Origin of the sequence: Nereida sp. NH-UV-3 (genome assembly GCF_042939535.1) — a bacterium.
Taxonomy (GTDB): Bacteria; Pseudomonadota; Alphaproteobacteria; order Rhodobacterales; family Rhodobacteraceae; genus Nereida; species Nereida ignava.
In genome coordinates, this window is record NZ_CP132157.1 from 520,218 (window position 1) to 539,696 (window position 19,479).

Sequence of the window (19,479 nt, forward strand, 5' to 3'; positions counted from 1 at the left end):
ATTACCTAAGGTTAACGCATGAAGTGAGTTCATGTCACTATGCGCAGATACTCAAGCAATTGCCAGTCTAGGCGTTTACCTAATCAAAATCAGGCCGATCAGGCCTACAGGTACTTGTTCACAAGGTTTTCAAGACGTTCTTGCTTGCCCGAGCGCGGTTCAGGCTGAATGTCCAACTCGCGAACACGCGTCTCAATCGTGCCCAGATCAAGACCAAGCAGATCAGATGTGTCCCAGCCAGAATACCGCTCGTTACGGGCAGCTTCTAACTTGCCGTCTTCCAACATTGCAGCAGCAGCCTTTAAGCCAGCCGCGCACGCATCCATGCCCCCGACGTGGGCCAGAATTAGGTCTTCAGGGTCAAGCGACTGACGACGCAGTTTCGCGTCAAAGTTTGTCCCCCCCGTTTTGAACCCACCAGCGCGCAACACTTCGTAATATGCCAACGCCATCTCTGGAATGTTGTTAGGGAATTGATCCGTGTCCCAACCAGATTGATAATCGTTACGGTTCATGTCGATTGAGCCGAAAATCCCCAACTCGCGCGCCAAAGCCAATTCATGCTCGAACGAGTGTCCCGCCAAAATTGCGTGGCCTTGCTCAACATTCACTTGCACTTCACCCTCAAGACCGAAGTCCTTCAAAAAGCCGTAAACTGTGGCAACATCGTAATCATACTGGTGTTTTGTGGGTTCTTGGGGCTTGGGTTCGATCAAAATCGCGCCTTTGAAGCCGGTCTTGTGTTTATAATCAACGACCATCTGCAACATCGCGCCTGCCTGCGCACGCTCGCGTCCCATGTCGGTATTTAGCAAGGTCTCATAGCCCTCACGCCCGCCCCACAGCACGTAGTTTTCACCGCCCAGACGGATGGTCGCGTCCATACAGGTTTTGATGGTCGCAGCGGAGTAAGCAAAAACATCAGGATCAGGGTTCGTCGCCGCCCCCGACATAAACCGGCGGTGAGAGAACAGATTTGCAGTCCCCCAAAGCAACTTAACACCACTTTCAGCCTGCTTTTCAGCCAAATATTCAGTCATTTCATCAAGATTGCGCGCGCTTTCGGCGAAGTTTGCCCCCTCGGGGCGCATATCCGCGTCGTGAAAACAGTAATAGGGCACGCCCAAAATCTGGAACATCTCAAAGGCTACATCGGCCTTAAGCTTGGCATCCGCCATTGTGTCACCGAACCAAGGGCGCTGAAATGTCTGCCCACCAAACGGGTCACCCCCGGGCCACGCAAACGAATGCCAATAGGCCGCAGCAAAGCGCAAATGATCTTTCATCGGCTTGCCCAAAACCACCTCGTCAGGATTGTAGTGGCGGAACGCAAATTCCTTATCGCTTTGCGCGCCTTCGAACTTGATGGCGGGAATGCCTTTGAAAAAATCAGTCATATTAAAGCTCCTTGAGAACGCGGTAAGCTGCGCGGTAGCGCGCGTGGCCGTCTGCAAATGCAGCGGCATGTGTTGGATTTGGATCGATGGTTTTGGCAATGTTCGGCATGGTCGCGATTTCAACGCCTGCACCGGTTGCGGCCATCATGCCAAGGCGGGCCGCGCCTAAAGCAGCCCCAAAATCACCCGATGCCGGCACGTTGAGCGAAATCCCCAAGGTGCTTGCAATGACCTCAAGCCAATAGTGCGATTTTGCGCCACCGCCCGTGGCTAGAGCCGCATCGATCTGGGTACCCGTTGAGCGCAGCGCCGCAAGGTTATCCGCAAACGCATATGCCACCCCTTCGAGCACCGCACGCGCGGCCGCCTTGGCATCAGTTGCGTGATCAAGGTGCAAAAACTGGCCGCGCATATCAGCATTATTGTGGGGCGTCCGCTCACCCCCCAAATAGGGTAAAAACAGCGTTCGTGACGGGGCCTGAACAGCCCCAAGATCGCTTGTAAGTTCTGCCGCAGACTGCCCTGTCAGGCGGCTCAGCCAGTTCAACGCATCCGTGGCGGCCAAAATCACACCCATCTGATGCCAAGTATCAGGAACAGCATGGCAAAACGTGTGAACAGCACTTGCAGCGTCGGGTTGGTAGGCATCAGAGGCGGCAAAAAGCACCCCAGACGTCCCTAAGGACAAGAACGCATCGCCCTTACGGACCACTCCTGCCCCGATTGCACTTGCGGCGTTGTCACCACCGCCCCCCGCCACGACCACATTTGCGGGAAGGCCCCATGCTTGGGCCAGTGATGGACGCACAACTGCGGAAACCTCTGCGCCCTCAACCAGACGCGGCATCTGCGCGCGCGTCAAACCTGTGGCAGCAAGCAGATCATCGGACCAATCCCGCTTAGCGACATCCAGCCAGCTTGTGCCCGCCGCATCGGACATCTCGGCCACGTGCTCGCCGGTCAAAACCAAACGCAGGTAATCTTTAGGCAGCAAAACCTTTGCGATGCGCTCAAATACCTGCGGCTCGTTCTGACGTACCCACGCGACTTTGGGCGCTGTGAAACCGGCAAAGACAATATTACCCGTCATATCACGAAACTGCGGCTGCCCATCAAAAGCAGCGGCTTGATCGGCGGCTCGGGTGTCATTCCAGAGCATGCACGGCCGCAGCACGTTGTCCGCACTGTCGATCAGTGTCGCACCGTGCATATGCCCTGCAAGCCCGATCCCGCGCACCGCAGATAAATCTGCCTTGGCCCCCAAAGCACCCATGGCCGTGTGCACCGCATCTTCCCATTGTTGGGGGTCTTGTTCGGACCAGCCATCATGGGGGCGCGTCACAATCATTGGGACGGAATGCTCGGCCAGAACCTGTTGAGTGTCATCAACCAAGATTGCCTTCAGAGACGACGTCCCCAGGTCCAGACCGATATACATTACGCCGCTTCCTTGGGGTTTTTCCCCAAGATGATCATCGACAGAATGTCGTCTTCTGTCACATCCTCAACGCGCTCAGTACCCACCATCTGACCGTTTTTCATTACCGAAACACGATCACACAGCTCCATCATTTCGCGGGTATCGTGACTGATCAAAAAGATGCCAAGCCCTTGCTTTTTCAACTCACCAATCAATTCGGCGACCATGGCCGTTTCGTGCACGCCAAGGGCGGCAGTGGGCTCATCCATAATCAGGATTTTGGCGTTAAAATAGACAGCGCGCGCAATGGCAACAGACTGACGTTGTCCGCCCGACAATGCGGAAACAGGCTCTTTGAGCTTTTTGAAGTTCGGATTGAGACGCGCCATAATCTTGCGGGTCTCGGCCTCCATTCTGCTGTCATCCACAAAGCCCATGGGAGTAGTCAGCTCACGGCCCAGAAACAAGTTGCTCGCCGCATCAAGATTGTCTGCCAAAGCAAGCGTTTGGTAAATTGTCTCAATGTTATAATCACGGCTGTCGCGGGGCGAGTTGATGGTGGCTTTGTTGCCCTCAATCCAGATCTCGCCACTGTCCATTTTATAGGCACCGGACAACATCTTGATGAGCGTCGATTTCCCCGCCCCGTTGTGCCCCAACAAGCCCACAACCTCACCAGCGTGCAAATCAATGCTGACGTTATCTACAGCCCGCACACCGCCAAACGCGATGGAGACGTTTTTCATTTGAACCAGAGGTGCGCTCATCATTTTGCTCCTGTGCGTTTACGGTACTGGATATCGATCCAGACAGCCAAGACGAGGACGGCCCCGACTACAATGTTTTGGTAGGGTGCATCTACACCGACCATGGCCATGCCCGATTGTAGTGATTGCATGATCAACGCACCGATGATGGCGCCGTAGATTGTGCCAACGCCCCCCGCCAAAGCGGTCCCGCCGATTACGGCCGCAGCAATCACCCGCAGCTCATCAAGCACACCGATATCGTTTGTGTGGTATCCCAACCGCGCCGACGCCACGACGCCAGCAAGGGCGCAGAGCACGCCCACCATGGCAAAGATTTTAACAGTCAAGAGGCGCGTATTGATGCCGGACAGTTCCGCCGCATCAGGATTGCCACCAGTTGCAAAAATATAGCGTCCAAGACGTGTGCGCCGCGCGATCACGGTCATCACGATTGCCACCGCAATCAGCAACAACACCGAATAAGGGATACCATAAGACGCTACGCAGCCTTCGGCTGTTTCACACCCGTAAAGCGACGGATTGCGTGCGATCACCCGTGACGGGACTGTGTAAGCGTTCAAGATGGCAACAAAGCCCATGATCGCCGTTCCAACGACACCCATCACAAGCGCTTCGGCCCAAACAGGCTTTACAGGAAAACCGTGGCTGATCTTGGTGCGCCGCGCCGAAAACAGCGCATAGAGAGCCGCCACCAAAGCAACGCCGCCCACGATCCAACTCAGGGTCGCGCCCAGTGTGCCGTTAATGCCGCCGAACAAAATATATGTTTTATCAAGCGGGCCGATCGTTGCCCCATCTGTCAGATACCAGCCAACGTTGCGCCAAATCAACAAACCACCAAGGGTGACGATGAACGCGGGAATTCCTTGATAGCCAATCAACCAGCCCTGCCCCGCACCAATGACCGCGCCTGTGACAAGGCCGATCGCGATGGAAATCCACGGGATCATCGGGTGGCCCAACTCAAGGCCAAGCATGTTTGGCAGCCATGATGTTTGGGTCATCGCCATCACCGCCGTGCAGGTCGCCAAGAGCGCGCCAACAGACAGATCAATGTGACGCGTAACAATTACAAAAACCATGCCCGTGGCCATAATGGCTACAGACACTGTTTGAATGGTCAGGTTGAACAGGTTGCGCGGCGTCAAGAAACGGCCATCCGTCAGCAAGTTGAATACAATGCACACAAGCAGGAACGCGCCAATCATGCCGAGCAATCTGGTGTCGACCTCCAGCGATTGCAGCAACGACCGGCGTTGCGGTGTGGCGGGTTTCGAGGCGTCAGACATGAGGGTCTCCATCTGGTAGCAGGCAACAAAACGACCAATGCTCCACTCAGTTAAGGGGTCGCACAATCATTTCGAGAAAAGAGGGGAATTTATCAGCTGGGATGCTCTGGCCAGCGGCGCCAGCCAGAGCAAGATTGCTTTAGTTACAGGGTGCTGGGCCGTTCACAACACCTTGGCAAAGGCTCTCAACACTGATCCAGCCAGCGTCGGTGACTGTTGTCAGGTTAGCAGCTGTTACTGGCACTGGTGCGAGGAAAAGTGACATCATGTCGGTGCCCGCAGGTGACGTCCATGAGCCTGATCCGACAACTGATGCCATTGGTGCACCTGATGCCATCGCAACGGCAACTTGACCAGCTGTGAAACCAAGATCACGCGCGTCTTTCCAGACAGACACAGTCTGTGTACCCAGTGCGACACGGTTCAACGCAGCGTGATCACCGTCTTGACCAGATACTGCCAAACCTTCCATGCCTTGCGCGGTCAACGCCGCAACAACACCGCCGGCTGTGCCGTCGTTTGATGCAACAACCGCATCAACATTGTTGTCGTTCGCTGTCAGGATTTGCTCCATGTTGCGCTGTGCGTTCGCTGGCAACCAACCGTCTGTGTAGGCTTCGTCCACGATTGTGATCGCACCACTGTCGATTGACGCTTGCAGCACTTCCTGCTGACCGCCGCGCAAGAAATCAGCGTTCGGGTCAGTGGGTGAGCCTTTGATCATGACGTAGTTGCCAGATGGCTGTGCCGCCAAAACAGCGCGCGCCTGCATCCGGCCAACTTCAACGTTGTCAAATGTGAGGTAGAACGCACGTGGGTCTTCGATCAGGCGGTCATATGCTACGACTGGCACGCCTTCTGCGTCTGCTGCATCAACTGCTGGGCCAATAGCGGCCGCGTCTTGTGCAAGAATGATCAGCGCATCAACGCCTTGGGCCAGCAGGCTTTCAACGTCTGACAGCTGCTTTGCGGATGAGGACTGTGCGTCTGCGGATACATATGTTGCACCAGCCGCTTCCAAAGCTGCTTTGATAGCCGCTTCATCAGTCTTCCAGCGCTCCTCTTGGAAGTTCGACCAGCTCACGCCAACAGTAACGCTGTGGCCTTCTGCGAATGCTGCTGTTCCAAAACCAGCAGCTGCAATCGCTGCCCCGATAATCATCTTTTTCATGTTGTTCCTCCCAGAACCGTTTACCGTCACATGGGCACTCAAGCTTTGTGACTCGCTGGTTAAGGTGCCACTATTAATTTCAGTTTGCAAAATAAAAAATCGCCCTTTTCGAAGATTTTTTACAAATTTGCTTCCCAGAAAGAGATTTACACACTAGGAATCATGTCAGAAGCGCACAATTGGCGATATTAAGTTTGACTGATGAATTATAATTTAAATCAAATAATTCCAACGGGATGCGGCCCGTTGTTAACACCAATTAAGGGCGGGGATATGCCCTTGCGGCAGCAAATTTTCGAATATGTCCGCTCACATGGAAGTGCTGCGCGCGCCGAAATTACCCAAGCACTCGACATCAGTGCAGGCTCTGTGACCACGTTGACTGCTGATTTGATCGCAGAAGGGGTCTTGCAGGAAATCGAAGACACCCGTCGCGCAACAAGCCGAGGTCGCCCCCGCGTCGCACTTCGTATTGTACCACAAGCAGCGTATGTTATCGGCATCAAGTTGGCGTTCAATAAGCACTCAGCTATCCTTGCGGACTTCACGGGCAATATCGTGGCAACCGCTAACGTCCCAAGCGATGTAAAGCGGCGCAGCACCGCGACCCTATTCCAAGAAATCGACACCCTAATCGCGCTTGTCCTAAGCGACGCCGACAAACCCATGTCAGAGGTAAAGGCAGTGGGCCTCGGCCTTCCTGGCATCATTGATCACGACCAAGCAACCGTCACATGGTCATCCCTTTTGACCGATGGGGACCAAGATCTTCCCACGGAGTTCAAGCACCGCTACGGCGTGCCGCTCTTTATCGATAACGACACCAATATGCTGGCCTTGGCAGAGCAATGGTTTGGTGAGGGGCGCGACAAGACAGACTTTGCCGTTGTGACAATTGAGAACGGGGTGGGCATGGGACTTGTCTCTGACGGGCAGCTTTACCGCGGCTCGAACGGGATGGGGCTTGAGTTGGGTCACACCAAAGTCCAAATGGACGGCGCATTGTGCAGATGCGGCCAGCGTGGCTGCCTTGAGGCGTATCTGGGCGCATATGCGCTAACCCGCGAGGCTATTACAGCCCTTGATATTGCCGATGCCACCGCTTTGAAAAACGATGATATTCTTGAGACACTGCTCAACAAAGCAAAAGCAGGTGACATGGCGGCCTTGGCCATTTTCAAACGCGCGGGACGATACCTGTCAGTTGGTCTTGCCAATGTGATCCAGCTGTTCGACCCGCCCCTGATCATTGTCGCCGGCGACCGGATGCAGCACGAATACCCCTACGCAGAGGCTATTTTTAAAGACGCCCAAGACATGACGCTGTCGACGCGCAGCAAGCCCTGCCAAATTCATATTCGTGCGTGGGATGATCGGGTCTGGGCGCGCGGGGCGACCGCGTTGGCGCTTTCGTTCCTGACCGAGACAATGATCAGCGGTCACACCGGCGCCACAGCGTGAGCAGCCAGCCCCGCACCACCGCCAGTTACGGCACTTTAGTTGCAGCAGCTTTGTTGACACCCCTGTCCAGCGCCGCAGATCCCCTTTTCGAGGACGTATCTGAAAACCTACCGCCACATATTTACAGCGGTGACTGGAACCATTTCGTTGGTGGCGGTATTGCCGTTCTGGATTGCAACAATGATAGTTTCGCCGATATTTTTGCCGCCGGTGGTGAGACGCCTGCCTTGCTACTGCGCAACGACGGCGCGATGCGGTTTAGCCCGCAAACTATACCACAGATCACTGGAACCACGGGCGCCTACCCAATTGACATCAACGGTGACGGACACTTGGACCTCTTTGTGCTGCGCGTCGGTCCCAACATGATCCTGAAAGGTGACGGACAGTGCGGGTTTGTCGAGGCCAGCGCGGCATTCAACCTGCCAACCGATGACAGCTGGTCAACGGCCTTCACTGCGTGGTGGGAGGATGAATTGCCCACAATGGCCATTGGAAATTACGTGGACCGATCAGACCCCAACGGCCCATTTGAAGCCTGTGACGACAACCAAATTCTGATACCGCGCGATGGGTCATATGTGGCCTCGCCCCTAACGCCCGGGTATTGCCCACTCTCTATTTTGGCCGCTCAAGATGCCCGCGGTCGCCACACGCTGCGACTGTCTAATGACAGGCATTATTATGTGCGCGGCGGCTTTGAGCAGATGTGGGACACCACGGAGAAGCGCTTTTTGGGACCCGAAGATGGATGGCAAAACGTGTCCCTTTGGGGGATGGGCATTGCAAGCCGTGACCTGAACGGTGACGGGCGCGACGAAGTTATGTTGACCTCCATGGGGGATCAGCTTCTTCAAATTGCCCAGTCAGATGGTACTTATAAAGCGGCGGACTACGCCATTGGCACCTATGCACAGCGCCCCCATGTTGGGGATGACGGACGGCCCTCAACCGGTTGGCATGCGGAGTTTGCAGATGTGGATAACGACGGGCAAGCGGATCTATTCATTGCTAAGGGCAACGTGGATCAAATGCCGGGCATGGCGACGCGTGACCCCAATAACTTGCTCATGCAATTGAATGACGGCAAATTTGAAGAGCGCGCCCACATCGCAGGTGTCGCAACGACCGAACGCTCACGCGGCGCGGCGCTGGTTGATTTTGACAACGATGGTCGACTTGATTTGATCGTTGCAAACAGACGCGCGCCGCTTGAACTTTACCGCAATGTCACGTCAGGCACGGGCAATTGGATTAACATCACCGTACGTCAGTCCGGTGGTAACGTGGATGCCATCGGCGCGCTCATCTCTGTTGATACGGGCACCTCAAAACAGCTGCAGCAACACACCATTGGTGGCGGGCATGCAGGCGGTCAACTTGTGGGGCGTCACTTTGGACTGGCCGAGGCCCAGCAGATAGACGTCAGGGTAACGTGGCCCGATCAAAGCCAGTCAACGCATTCTTTCAGCGCAAACCAGCGGGTGGTCATTTCGAAACCGACAAAGCCCTAAACGCGCTACCGCGCCTCTTGACGAGGCACGTCCAAACCACTGGGCACCGCATCCGGAATACCCAATCTGCCGGTCACACTGATTGGGTCCGTCAATGTGTTCAGGAACGTCACAATTGCCGTTATCTCCGCGTCACTTAATGAAACAGGTGCCGCCTTCACAGCGGCGGAAATTGCGGCAACTTGCTCGGGATCATCAAGAACCGCGAAATCTGGCGCGTCATAGCTTGGCAGGACAACCTGCGTTCGATCAAACCGTGCAAGAGCCCCTGCAGGGTCCGCGTGATCGGCGACGAACGCAGCCAAATCACGGTGTGCACCGGCGTGTCCGTAAGGGGCCGTCAACGCAACATTGCGCAACGAGGGCGTGCGAAACGCATAGCGGTCCGCCTCTTTGCCCGTTACCCGAAATCGCCCATCGTCGCGGTGGTGCGTTTCAAATGTGGCCGATTTCCCAGGTCCGATTTGAGGCGCCGCCATCGCGTGAAAGCCCTGATCCGTCAGCAAAGGCCCTGAGTGACACTGCGCGCAATTAGCCTTGCCATAGAACAAATCAGCACCTGTCGCAGCTAAACCTTTAAATTCTGCCTGCCCGCGCAAGACTGCGTCAAATGGCGCGGTATCCGAACGCCACTCAAATTCCATGAACGCGGCAACTGCATCCGAAATTTTTGTGAACCCAATGTCTTCCGGTCCGGTGACATCTGGATATACCGCTTCGAATTTTTGCACATAGGCTGGAATGTCACGGACCCGCTCGGCCAATACATCCCACGCGCCGCCCTGCCCTGTGATGCGCCCCTGACGGACAAGCTGTGCTACCTCATTTTCGCGAAACGAGCCCGCCATTTCATCGCGGCTTAGAACCGGAAACATCGTCTGTGCTGACAAAATGGACGCGAACCCGTCGGCCATGTCGCCGCCCATCGGTGTGCGTATGCCATTTGGTTGCGCCGGATCAAACTCAAGGCGGCCATCATGGAACAGCCGGACAACCTCGCGCGCACCAAGGTTAAACAACGCCGGAGAATTTCGCGGTATCCTCTCCTCTGGGATGTTAGAAGGGTCGAACCGTCGTGTCGGGCCAAGACCAACACCGCCATCCCCGAACGACAAAGTAAGCCCGTCGGACGTGCCGAAATCAGGATGATGACAGGTTGCGCAAGCGATTGTTTTGTTGCCCGATAGGATCGGATCATAAAAGAGCAACTGTCCCAACTCGGCCTCGGCTTGGTTAACCGCGAAAAACGAGGCGTCATCAAGCGGCTGAGGCAAATTGGGAACGGACTGCGCAGCAGCGATGCTAGCTAAGACTGTTGTCACCCCTGTTAATGTAGCGAGTCTCATTATCATCCTCCCACCTGACGCATCTAAGATTATGCAGAATGCTCTGGCCTCGGCAATTCGAGTTCGTGTTGTTTGGTGAAAAATTTAACCTCTGAACATATAGACGCATGACATCTGTCAGTGAGTGCCCTCCAAGGCGGGTAGAATTCCACATTTGGACCGTTCGCAAAGGCAATAGTCGCGGATTGAATGCATTTTCAGCACAAAAACATTTATTTCTCGCGCGAATAGTCGCCCAGCCGTGGCGTTGCTCTGCCTGCACCCACCCAAATTATTACAAAACCCTCCGCCGCGCTGAAACATATCGCGGCGGTGTAACATTTCTTGTGAGCGACGTTTCTATAGGAATAACACCCGCAGGGCCTACGCACACAATGGGAAATCACGCTGGCGTGATGTTCGTTTCCGCACAGATCACCTGCTCGTGACAAGCCTATCATAACCCAAAAACAACCCTCATATACAACTCATCCGAGACAGGCACTAACGCCTCACTCGACACTCACAGGGCAATATAGCCCAAACAAACCAACGCCTTAGACAAGGCACCGAAAGGAAACATTATGAAACTCGCAACTGTATTCACAGCTATCGCAATCGCCGCTTCCGCAACTGCAGCATCTGCTGACCAACTCGCTAAATCCGCAGGCGTTAGCGCCGGTGTTTACGCAGACACAACATTGGTTAACATCATTAACGCTCGCCAAGACCAAGACGTAGCACAGCTGAACTTCTTCTTGGGCCAAACTCTCGACAGCGCCCGTGTCTCAAGCCGCGGCACATCTGTTGATTTCGCATCGCTGATCGAAAACGCAGAGCAGGACAATGACACAGCACAGGTTGCCTCGCTGAAATCACTGGAAAACGGTGATAACGCGCAGGGCGGCGTGGACTACGCTTTCTTGATCGATCTGGCTGAGCAAGACAACGACACAGCGCGCGTCGCATCACTGAAGTCACTCGCGAACTTCTAAGTCTCGCGCAACCCATAGGATACCTCCCTGTCCCAAAGAAGGGCGTCTCGCGAAAGCGGGGCGCTCTTTTTTGGGGTCTGCATCAGAAATCAACTAGGCAGCAGCACCGTATCCCGCACGACGTCCAAAGACCGCGCCTGATGTAAGGCCAGAACCACCCGGGTAGCCTGCATAAAACACTCCGCCTACGATTTCACCACAGGCAAATAGCCCCGGTATTTTACGTCCCTCAACTGACAAAACACTTCCGTCCGGATCAACTTTTAGGCCCCCATACGTAAAAGTAATCCCACCGGTCACTGGATAGGCATAAAACGGACCAGTATCGAGCGTTTGAGCCCAGTTTGATTTAGGCGGGCTCACACCGACAGCGGCTTTTCCATCCAAAATTGTCGGGTCAAAAAGCGTATCTGCATCGACGGCGGCGTTATATTCGCTCAGCGTGGCACGCGCCGCATCACCGTCTACACCGCTCATTTGATCGATCAAATCATCCAATGTGTGCGCTGTAACAAAATGAGCATCATGAAAGCGATACTCTGCGTAAAGCAGATCGTATACTTTGCTATCAAACACCTGCCATGCAAATTGACCCGGCTGCTTCAAGATGGCCGCGCCGTATTGCGCATACGTATAATTGCGGAAATTCGCCCCCTCATCAACGAAACGTTGGCCATCTGCGTTTAGCATCACACCCAGAAAATACGAGATTTTGCGGTAATTTTTACGCTCTCCCGGCGGAATGTCGAGATTCCCAAAATCGGCCATATGCAAATCCATTGGCGTGGCGTGGCAGCCCGAATACGGCCCATATTCTGCAGCACCAGCCTCAAGCGCCATGACAAGCCCATCGCCTGTGTTATGCGGTGTCCCGCGCACTTTGGCAGCCGCCCAATCCGGTCCCATGTGTTTCACTCGCAACGCATCATTTGCCTCAAAGCCACCAGATGCCAAAATCACAGCGTCGGCATATAGCTCTTCGCCGCCGATTTTTACACCAACCACGCGTTCATTTTGTATGATTAATCCAGTTACGGCACTGTTGTAGCGGACAGTTCCACCAAGCCGCGTCACTGCGGCAAACTCCATATCAAAAAGACCTACGCCTTCGTTTTCAGCAGCCAACGTAAGCCCACCCCAAAATACGTGACGGCCGTCTTTTTCAAAACTTTGGCGACTGTAGATCGGTTCGAATTTCACATCATGAGACGCCAGCCAACGCATTGTATCACCTGAATTGTGTACCAGCGCGTATTGTTCGTCAGACAAAGGGCGCCCGTCGTTAAAGCCCAGCAAATCATTGGCAAATTGCTCTGTGTCATAGCGTCCGAAATCTGCGTTTTGGACTCTTTGATCGTTGGGGTCCTTAAGCAGCGGCATCAAATCATCTGCACCGTTATAGGCAAAGCGCATCGCTCCTGCGGTATATTTGGTGTTGCCGCCGGCCAGCGCCTCGTCGGCTTTTTCTAACAGCGTAACTTTTGCGCCCGATTCAAGTGCTGCAATTGCAGCACATAGAGCCGCGTTTCCAGTTCCAACTACGATGATTGATTTTGCCACTGGCGCTTCTCCCTAACATCTATATTGTATCCACTTGGATACAATACGGACATCTAGAATGACTAATACGGATTGGCAAGACATGTCACAGGGCGAAATTGCCTATCGTCGACTCTATGACGCGATCCGAAGCGGGCAGTTTCGACCGGGAGACCGGCTACGCGAAATCGATGTGTCCCAGCAACTTGAGCTGTCCCGCACCCCCGTTCGAGAAGCACTGCGCAAGCTTGAGAATGACGGAATTGTTGAGCATCGCCCACGGATTGGCGCGGTGATAAGAACGCTGTCCTCGCCAGAGATTGTTGAGCTCTATGAAATGCGATTGGTACTTGAGCGTACCGCCGCAGAAATGGCTGCAAAACACGCAAGCGCGGCAGAAATTGACCTGCTGAGTGATATCAACGACCAAATTGAAAAAGTGGGGTCGGATACACAACGTGCCGCTGCACTTAATCAAGATTTCCATCGCAGCATCTATCTTGCCACAAGAAATCGGTTCTTGTTGGAAGCAGCACGCGCACTCAATAATGCACTCATGCTACTTGGACCAACGACGCTTGATGATGAATCACGCATACAGACGGTGCATGCGCAACACGCAGAAATCATCGACGCAATCAGGTCTTCGGATCAAGCAGCGGCAGGCAAAGCCGCTGACGAACATTTGCAAACATCGCTTCGGCACAGACTGAAGGGGCTACAAAAGTGAGCCCGCGCCTATACGCATTTTTGATCGCGGGTGCGGGAGTGGCCGGTTTTAAATTGCTTGATCTCCCCCTGCCTTGGCTCTTGGGCCCAATCTTTGCCTGTCTCGGCGCAGCACTTGCAGGCGTGCCGATGCGTGACACAAAGTGGGTCAGTGACACCATGCGTACAATTTTGGGCGTGGCTGTCGGTGCCACATTTACCACAACGCTTTTGGTCTCGATGACGGGAATGTGGCCGACCTTGTTGATGATCCCCGTTATGACCGGATGCATCGGCATTGTCGGTCTGTTTTACTTTCAACGGTTTTGGGGGCTTGATTTCGCGACAAGCTACTACTCGTCCATGCCAGGCGGCCTTCAGGATATGCTGGTTTTTGGTGAAGAAGCGGGCGGTAATATCCGTACACTGTCCCTTATTCACGCCACCCGCGTTATGATCATCGTGGTGTCTCTGCCATTCTTGCTCAGCTGGGTTTGGGACGCAGACTTGAGTAACCCACCGGGCGCGCCCGCGTCTTCAATCGCGGCAGAACAACTGTTGCTCATGATATTTTGCGGGCTTGTTGGATGGTATCTGGCAAAACGTGTCCGAATGTTTGGCGCAACTATTTTGGGGCCCTTGTTGCTTGCTGCCGCGATGTCGCTGCTTGGCGTGTTACAACACCGTCCACCAGCCGAGGCTATTTGGGCCGCACAGTTCTTCATCGGAATGGGCGTAGGCTGTAAATATGCAGGCGTTACAATGGGTGAGGTGCGCAGAGACGTCACAGCGGGCATCGGCTTTTGTGTCATTCTACTGGTACTGACCGTCATTTTCGCCGAGGCCATTCACCTTGCCGATCTGGCGCCTCCAATGGAGACCATTTTGGCTTTTGCACCGGGCGGGCAAGCCGAGCTAACGGTGCTTGCCTTGATTGTCGGGGCGGATATGGCATTTGTGATCTCACACCACGTTTTGCGTATTTTTGTAGTTATCTTGGGCGCGCCGCTATTTGGCCGATTATTTGAAAAGATGAATAATGCAAAATGAGGGTGCGAAACTGCTTGCCCCCACAGGGGTGTTGCGCGCCGCGATCAACACCGGTAACCGCGCCCTTGTCAGAGGAGACGGGGCGCATTTCAAAGGGATCAGCCCTGCCCTTGCAACACGGTTGGCCCAAGAACTCGGCGTGCCGTTACAGCATGTTGTGTACGAGGGCGCTGGCAAAGTTTTCGCAGATGCGGGACGGGATAAGTGGGATGTCGCGTTCCTAGCAATTGATGAGGCGCGCGCGCAGCAGATTACCTTTACAAGACCCTACAAAGTTATCGAAGCAACCTATGCGGTGCGCACAGCCTCAAGTTTCACACACTGTTCCGATCTGGACCACGAAGGTCGACGTGTGCTGACAGCCAAAGGCTCGGCCTATGATCTTTTTTTGACCAAAAATCTCAGATTGGCCCAACTCATCCGGTCAGGCACGCCCATGCAAAGCTTTGAGGAATTTGGTTCGGGCAGTTACGATGCAGTGGCTGGGGTGCGTGCCTCGCTTGAGGCAGCATTTGCGGACAAGCCGGACATCCGAGTTTTACCTGACGCCCTGACATCAGTCAGGCAAGCAATGGCCCTGCCAAATCCGGCGGACCCGCGTATTTCCGCATTAGACGCTTTTGTTGAGCGTGCCATGACGGACGGCTTTGTCAAAAGACAAAGCACGCCCTAAGGAAAGACTTCGGGATTGATCATATTGATCGGCTGTCCCGCGGCGAAGGCGTTAATTTGGTCAAAAATATCGCTGAACTGTAAATCAAATTCATCCTCTGTCACAAAACCGATGTGCGGGGTCGCAACCACGTTAGGGTGCGTGAGCAGAATATTGGTTTGGTCCGTGAGCGGTTCTTGGTCGAAAACATCAACAGCCGCGTGCAACTGGCCCTGCGCCACAACCGCCTCAAGCGCGCCCGTTTGCACAAGGCCCGAACGCGATGTGTTCACAAATAATGCGCGCGGTTTCATGGCCGCTAAATCCGCTTTGGTGATCAGCCCTTTGGTTTCTGACTTTAGTCGGACATGCACACTTACAATGTCAGATGTGGCGAAAAATGCCTCACGCGTGGCGGGGACAGTCTCGCCTGCTTCTTTTGCACGCATCCGTCCGTCCTCGGACCCCCACCATTGCACCTTCATGCCCAATGCTTTGGCATAATCTGACACGGCGCCCGCAATGCGTCCGTTGCCGTATAGCCCCAGAACCCGCCCCCGAAGCGTGCGCCCGACACCGGCCTGCCAGTTGCCCGCTTTGATCGAACTGGTCTGTTGCGGTATTTGTCGAAAGCTCGCCAAGATAAGAGCCAACGTGTGCTCAGCTGCTGCATAGGAAGGCGCGTCTGAATGCATGTTCGAACACAGCAACACGTTGTGGAGCGTACACGCATCAACGTCGACGTGCGGATAGACACTACGCTGTGAAATCAATTTCAGGTTTGGCATTCCCGCAAGAAGTTGCGCACCCACTTTCGTGCGCTCGCGAAACAAGACCAGCGCTTCGGCCTCCTGCATTCGAGCGGCAAGTTTAACCGGATCAGGCTCATGGTCTGACCAAACAGTGACATCGTGATCATCTAGCTTAGAAAAGCACGGCAAGTTCCGTAACGTGTCGAACCAATCATCAAGAATGTGAACTTTCATCACCCCTCCATATCCGCGTGACCGTTGTTTACGTGACCCGCCCAAATTCGCGAAGGGATAAAGACCTCTCCTGCGGCGATTTTGCGTGCGGTACGCACAAGACCTGCGGATTTGATTTCGAAACCTGCGGCCGTATCGGCATAATCAACGGCCACTTCAATACTGCCCGATGCGTGTTCCAACACAATGTTTGCAGGTATTTCATTTGGCTTGACGGCCATTCCGTCAGCTACTGTGCCCGGGGTCAACACACATGATGCCAAGCATTGTGCCCCGGTTACTGCCATCGAGGGATGAGTGTTCCAAGGCATAAAGTATCGTGCAGAAATTGTCCCGCCTGCCCTTGCAGGTGCCAGTATGCCAAATTTTGGCGTAACGGATTGAGAGACATCCCCCATTCCCATCAACACGCCTGCTTTTTGCCTAATCGTTTCCATGCATTGGAAAAATTCACGGTTCTCGTCTAATTCATTAACGCTTTCGTACCCAGTCAGGCCAAAGCTCTGCGCAGAGGCAATCACCATGGGCATCGCCACGTCCATGCAGGTGACTGTGACGCCGTCGATTTCATCGGTCAGCTTTCCAGTTGGCAAAAATGCACCCGTCACACCGCCTACAGTTTCCATGAATTGTAGAGCTATGGGCGCGCATGTTCCGGGAACACCGTCAATGGCTGCCCTGCCCTCGTAACTGACAACACGGTTGGGTGTCTGTACGACCGATGAAACGCGCGCTTCTGTGTTTACCGCACGAATGTTTACTGTGGTTTCGCCGTCAATAGGCTCAAACAACCCCATCTCGATTGCTGCAGGGCCAACACCTGTCAAAATATTGCCGCATGTGGGTTTGAAATCAACAAGCCTATCTTTCACGCTGACTTGGGCAAAGAAGTAGTCGACATCGGCCCAATCGTCGTCCGATTTAGACAGCATCGCTACTTTGGTCGTGACTGCAGCACCGCCCCCAAGCCCATCAATGTTGAGCGAATGGCCCGAGCCCACAATTGCGATTAACACATCGGCTAACGTCTCAAGATCAGCCGGAAGATCAGCGCGGTTCAAATATGGCCCGCGAGATGTGCCGCCGCGCATAAGTAGATAGGGAATGGGTGTTTGTGTCATGTCAGCGGCCATGGAAGTGTTGCGTATTCTTGCAAAAGCCCCGGAGGAAAGTCGCGATTTAGCGTCCAAGCCATCGCGCAAATGAATGCGGTGCCGATGACAGTATATGCGGCTGAAAACAGGGCACCTTTGCGCGCTCTGATCATCATGAAGCTGAACAAAAAGATGCCTAAGGCGAGGATAAATCCAAGAAGTGACGTCAGGATGAGCAGTGCGGCAAACCAACCGAGTGTGGACCAAAGCCCGTGCGTCGCGCCCGCATCTTCGCCACTCAGCTCACGGTCTGCAAAGATGGTATCGGTCTCGGCAACCCAGATCATACGAACAATCAATATGGCGCAGCCAATCAAACAGACACTGGCGACAAAAATTGGGAACGTTCTGTCACGACTGTAACTGGGGATCGAGCTCGCATCAAAAAGGGCGTACCCAATGAAGGCCGTAACCATCAGCATGAAGATCATCGGCGCACGCTTAGAGCCGGACTTGCTGTCTCCCTCGGCCATGATGTGCTTGGCTTGACGCAAGCCTAAGACCACCGAAATGATTGTGATAACCAACAAAACGATCACAATTGGTGAAAAGATGTAATCCAGCCCTTCACCGAAGCCTTTGCGAAAGCGGGACTGAGCGATTTGGATGGCTTGGTTGGCATAGGTTTCAGCGGGGTTAGACAGCACGAAACCAATCAAAAACGCCGGGCGAGACCAATCAAAGCGGCGCATCAAAATGCCAAGGAAGCCAATCGTGAACAGTGCGACCAAATCCATGAGGTTTTGACCCGACTGAAACGCCGCAAAGCTGATTATCATAAAGAGAAACGGGGCAAGAAGAACAAACCTGATGGTGGTCAACTTGGCGATCCCGCCAGATGCTGCGATGCAAACGATTGTGCCAACGACGTTTGCGAGGGCGAGCAACCATACAATCGCGTAAGTGATATCGAGATTATTCTTGAGCATCGCAGGGCCAACTTCGATCTGGCCAGAGCCAAGCAGCGCAATAGCCCCGATAAAAATTGCCATAGAGCCGGATCCGGGAATCCCGAACAACAACGTCGGCACCAAACCACCGCCCTCTTTGGCGTTGTTTGAGCTTTCTGGCCCAATCACGCCGCGCACTTCTCCATTTCCGAAGTTGGATTTTTCCTTTGTTGTCTGAACCGCGTGACCATAGGCGATCCAATCCACAACAGAGCCCCCTAGCCCAGGAATAACACCCACAACAACACCAATGATGGAGCACCTCACCGACAGCCAAATATTGGCAAACCAATCTCGAATGCCGTCGATCCAGCCCCCGCCAATCTGTGGTTCACTGCTAATAGCGCGGTCTTGTCGAAGCAGCGCAATAATCTCAGGAATGGCAAAAATGCCCAAGCCCACAATGACCAGTTTCAATCCGTCAGTAAGATACGGAAAATCGTACGACGACATCCGCAAATCACCAGAAGACGCACCTTCACCAATGGTACCGATCAACATCCCAAGACCAGCGGCGACAACACCCTTAATCGCAACACGGCCTGCCAAAATACCAACCATCGACAGCCCGAATATTGTGATCATCAACAGTTCCGGCGTGCGGAACTCCAATACAATCGGACGGGCGATCAAGATAAAGACCGTCAGAAAACTCGCCCCGACCAGCCCGCCAAAAAGTGAGGATGTGAACGCAGCCGATAGCGCATGGGCGGCCTTGCCTTTGCGCGCCATAGGAAAGCCATCAAGCACCGTGGCTTGAGATGCGGAGGAGCCGGGAATGCCCATCAACACAGAGGCAAAGGTGTCTGATGTGGGGACAACAGCAACCATCCCAATCATCAACGCCAAGCCCAAAATTGGGTCCATACCGAACATGAAAGGCAGAAGAAGCGACAGCCCCGCAATACCGCCAAGCCCGGGGAAAACCCCAATGCAAAGGCCCATCAGAACCCCTAACACGAGGTACCCCAAGACGACCGGTTGTAAAATGAGTGCCCAAGCGTCGCCGAATGCGGGCAGCGCTTCCAATATTACGTTCAAGAGAAAGCTCCCCCAAAATTTCCTTGTGCAAACGCCCCGCCCACCACGGCAAGCGGG

Annotated in this window: 16 protein-coding genes; 6 read left to right on the top strand and 10 right to left on the bottom strand. The window is 54.2% G+C overall.

Features of this window, described 5'->3' with window-relative positions; all coding sequences use genetic code 11:
- Positions 1-104: 104 nt before the first annotated feature.
- The 5 genes from xylA to xylF all read right to left on the bottom strand — a co-directional run bounded on the left by xylA (position 105) and on the right by xylF (position 6,047).
- Positions 105-1,397 (bottom strand): xylose isomerase, encoded by a 1,293-nt coding sequence (xylA, locus tag NeNHUV3_RS02505; RefSeq protein WP_391482273.1) that lies wholly within the window; start codon positions 1,395-1,397, stop codon positions 105-107.
- Between the two features lies 1 nt (position 1,398).
- A complete protein-coding gene (xylB, locus tag NeNHUV3_RS02510; protein WP_391482275.1) occupies positions 1,399-2,835 on the bottom strand; it encodes a xylulokinase in 1,437 nt (478 codons plus the stop codon).
- Entirely contained in the window at positions 2,835-3,584 is a 750-nt protein-coding gene (locus NeNHUV3_RS02515; RefSeq protein WP_048597695.1) for an ATP-binding cassette domain-containing protein, read from the bottom strand. Before NeNHUV3_RS02515 ends, xylB begins: the two co-directional genes overlap by 1 nt.
- The gene (locus tag NeNHUV3_RS02520; protein ID WP_391482277.1) at positions 3,584-4,876 is read right to left on the bottom strand and encodes a sugar ABC transporter permease; all 1,293 of its coding nucleotides are present in this window, start codon (positions 4,874-4,876) and stop codon (positions 3,584-3,586) included. The genes NeNHUV3_RS02515 and NeNHUV3_RS02520 overlap by 1 nt, the downstream gene beginning before the upstream one ends.
- A gap of 139 nt (positions 4,877-5,015) precedes the next feature.
- Positions 5,016-6,047 carry a D-xylose ABC transporter substrate-binding protein gene (xylF, locus tag NeNHUV3_RS02525; RefSeq protein ID WP_048597697.1) on the bottom strand — a complete coding sequence of 344 codons (1,032 nt, stop codon included), beginning with the start codon at positions 6,045-6,047 and terminating at the stop codon, positions 5,016-5,018.
- A 273-nt stretch (positions 6,048-6,320) separates the two neighbouring features.
- Here xylF and NeNHUV3_RS02530 point away from each other — a divergent pair, with 273 nt between their 5' ends.
- Positions 6,321-7,508 carry an ROK family protein gene (locus NeNHUV3_RS02530; RefSeq protein WP_391482279.1) on the top strand — a complete coding sequence of 396 codons (1,188 nt, stop codon included), beginning with the start codon at positions 6,321-6,323 and terminating at the stop codon, positions 7,506-7,508.
- Positions 7,505-9,022 (top strand): FG-GAP repeat domain-containing protein, encoded by a 1,518-nt coding sequence (locus tag NeNHUV3_RS02535; protein ID WP_391482280.1) that lies wholly within the window; start codon positions 7,505-7,507, stop codon positions 9,020-9,022. Before NeNHUV3_RS02530 ends, NeNHUV3_RS02535 begins: the two co-directional genes overlap by 4 nt.
- 5 nt (positions 9,023-9,027) lie before the next feature.
- On the opposite strand, the gene NeNHUV3_RS02540 is transcribed toward NeNHUV3_RS02535, so the two are convergent.
- On the bottom strand, positions 9,028-10,368 hold the full coding sequence (locus NeNHUV3_RS02540) for a cytochrome-c peroxidase (RefSeq protein ID WP_391482282.1): 1,341 nt from the start codon (positions 10,366-10,368) through the stop codon (positions 9,028-9,030).
- 563 nt (positions 10,369-10,931) lie between these two features.
- On the opposite strand from NeNHUV3_RS02540, the gene NeNHUV3_RS02545 reads away from it, so the two are divergent.
- Complete coding sequence (locus tag NeNHUV3_RS02545) at positions 10,932-11,342, top strand: hypothetical protein (RefSeq protein WP_048599153.1); 411 nt, start codon at positions 10,932-10,934, stop codon at positions 11,340-11,342.
- Positions 11,343-11,435: 93 nt separating this feature from the next.
- Here NeNHUV3_RS02545 and tcuA read toward each other — a convergent pair whose 3' ends face one another.
- Positions 11,436-12,902, bottom strand: a complete 1,467-nt coding sequence (tcuA, locus tag NeNHUV3_RS02550) for an FAD-dependent tricarballylate dehydrogenase TcuA (RefSeq protein WP_391482284.1) — start codon at positions 12,900-12,902, stop codon at positions 11,436-11,438.
- 58 nt (positions 12,903-12,960) lie between these two features.
- Here tcuA and NeNHUV3_RS02555 point away from each other — a divergent pair, with 58 nt between their 5' ends.
- From NeNHUV3_RS02555 to NeNHUV3_RS02565, 3 genes are read left to right on the top strand one after another with little or no spacing between them, the layout of a single operon-like run.
- A complete protein-coding gene (locus NeNHUV3_RS02555; protein WP_391482285.1) occupies positions 12,961-13,611 on the top strand; it encodes a GntR family transcriptional regulator in 651 nt (216 codons plus the stop codon).
- Positions 13,608-14,639 carry an AbrB family transcriptional regulator gene (locus NeNHUV3_RS02560; protein WP_391482287.1) on the top strand — a complete coding sequence of 344 codons (1,032 nt, stop codon included), beginning with the start codon at positions 13,608-13,610 and terminating at the stop codon, positions 14,637-14,639. Before NeNHUV3_RS02555 ends, NeNHUV3_RS02560 begins: the two co-directional genes overlap by 4 nt.
- Positions 14,629-15,312, top strand: a complete 684-nt coding sequence (locus NeNHUV3_RS02565; RefSeq protein WP_391482288.1) for a transporter substrate-binding domain-containing protein — start codon at positions 14,629-14,631, stop codon at positions 15,310-15,312. The genes NeNHUV3_RS02560 and NeNHUV3_RS02565 overlap by 11 nt, the downstream gene beginning before the upstream one ends.
- Here NeNHUV3_RS02565 and NeNHUV3_RS02570 read toward each other — a convergent pair.
- Genes NeNHUV3_RS02570 through NeNHUV3_RS02580 form a run of 3 tightly spaced genes read right to left on the bottom strand, consistent with a single transcriptional unit; the run spans position 15,309 to position 19,422 of the window.
- On the bottom strand, positions 15,309-16,277 hold the full coding sequence (locus tag NeNHUV3_RS02570; RefSeq protein ID WP_391482290.1) for a D-2-hydroxyacid dehydrogenase family protein: 969 nt from the start codon (positions 16,275-16,277) through the stop codon (positions 15,309-15,311). The two genes, NeNHUV3_RS02565 and NeNHUV3_RS02570, sit on opposite strands and share 4 nt — an antisense overlap.
- Positions 16,277-17,398: a 4-oxalomesaconate tautomerase gene (locus tag NeNHUV3_RS02575; protein WP_391482292.1), complete on the bottom strand. Its 1,122-nt coding sequence runs from the start codon at positions 17,396-17,398 to the stop codon at positions 16,277-16,279. The genes NeNHUV3_RS02570 and NeNHUV3_RS02575 overlap by 1 nt, the downstream gene beginning before the upstream one ends.
- Complete coding sequence (locus NeNHUV3_RS02580) at positions 17,395-19,422, bottom strand: tripartite tricarboxylate transporter permease (RefSeq protein WP_391482294.1); 2,028 nt, start codon at positions 19,420-19,422, stop codon at positions 17,395-17,397. Before NeNHUV3_RS02580 ends, NeNHUV3_RS02575 begins: the two co-directional genes overlap by 4 nt.
- Between the last annotated feature and the right edge of the window lie 57 nt (positions 19,423-19,479).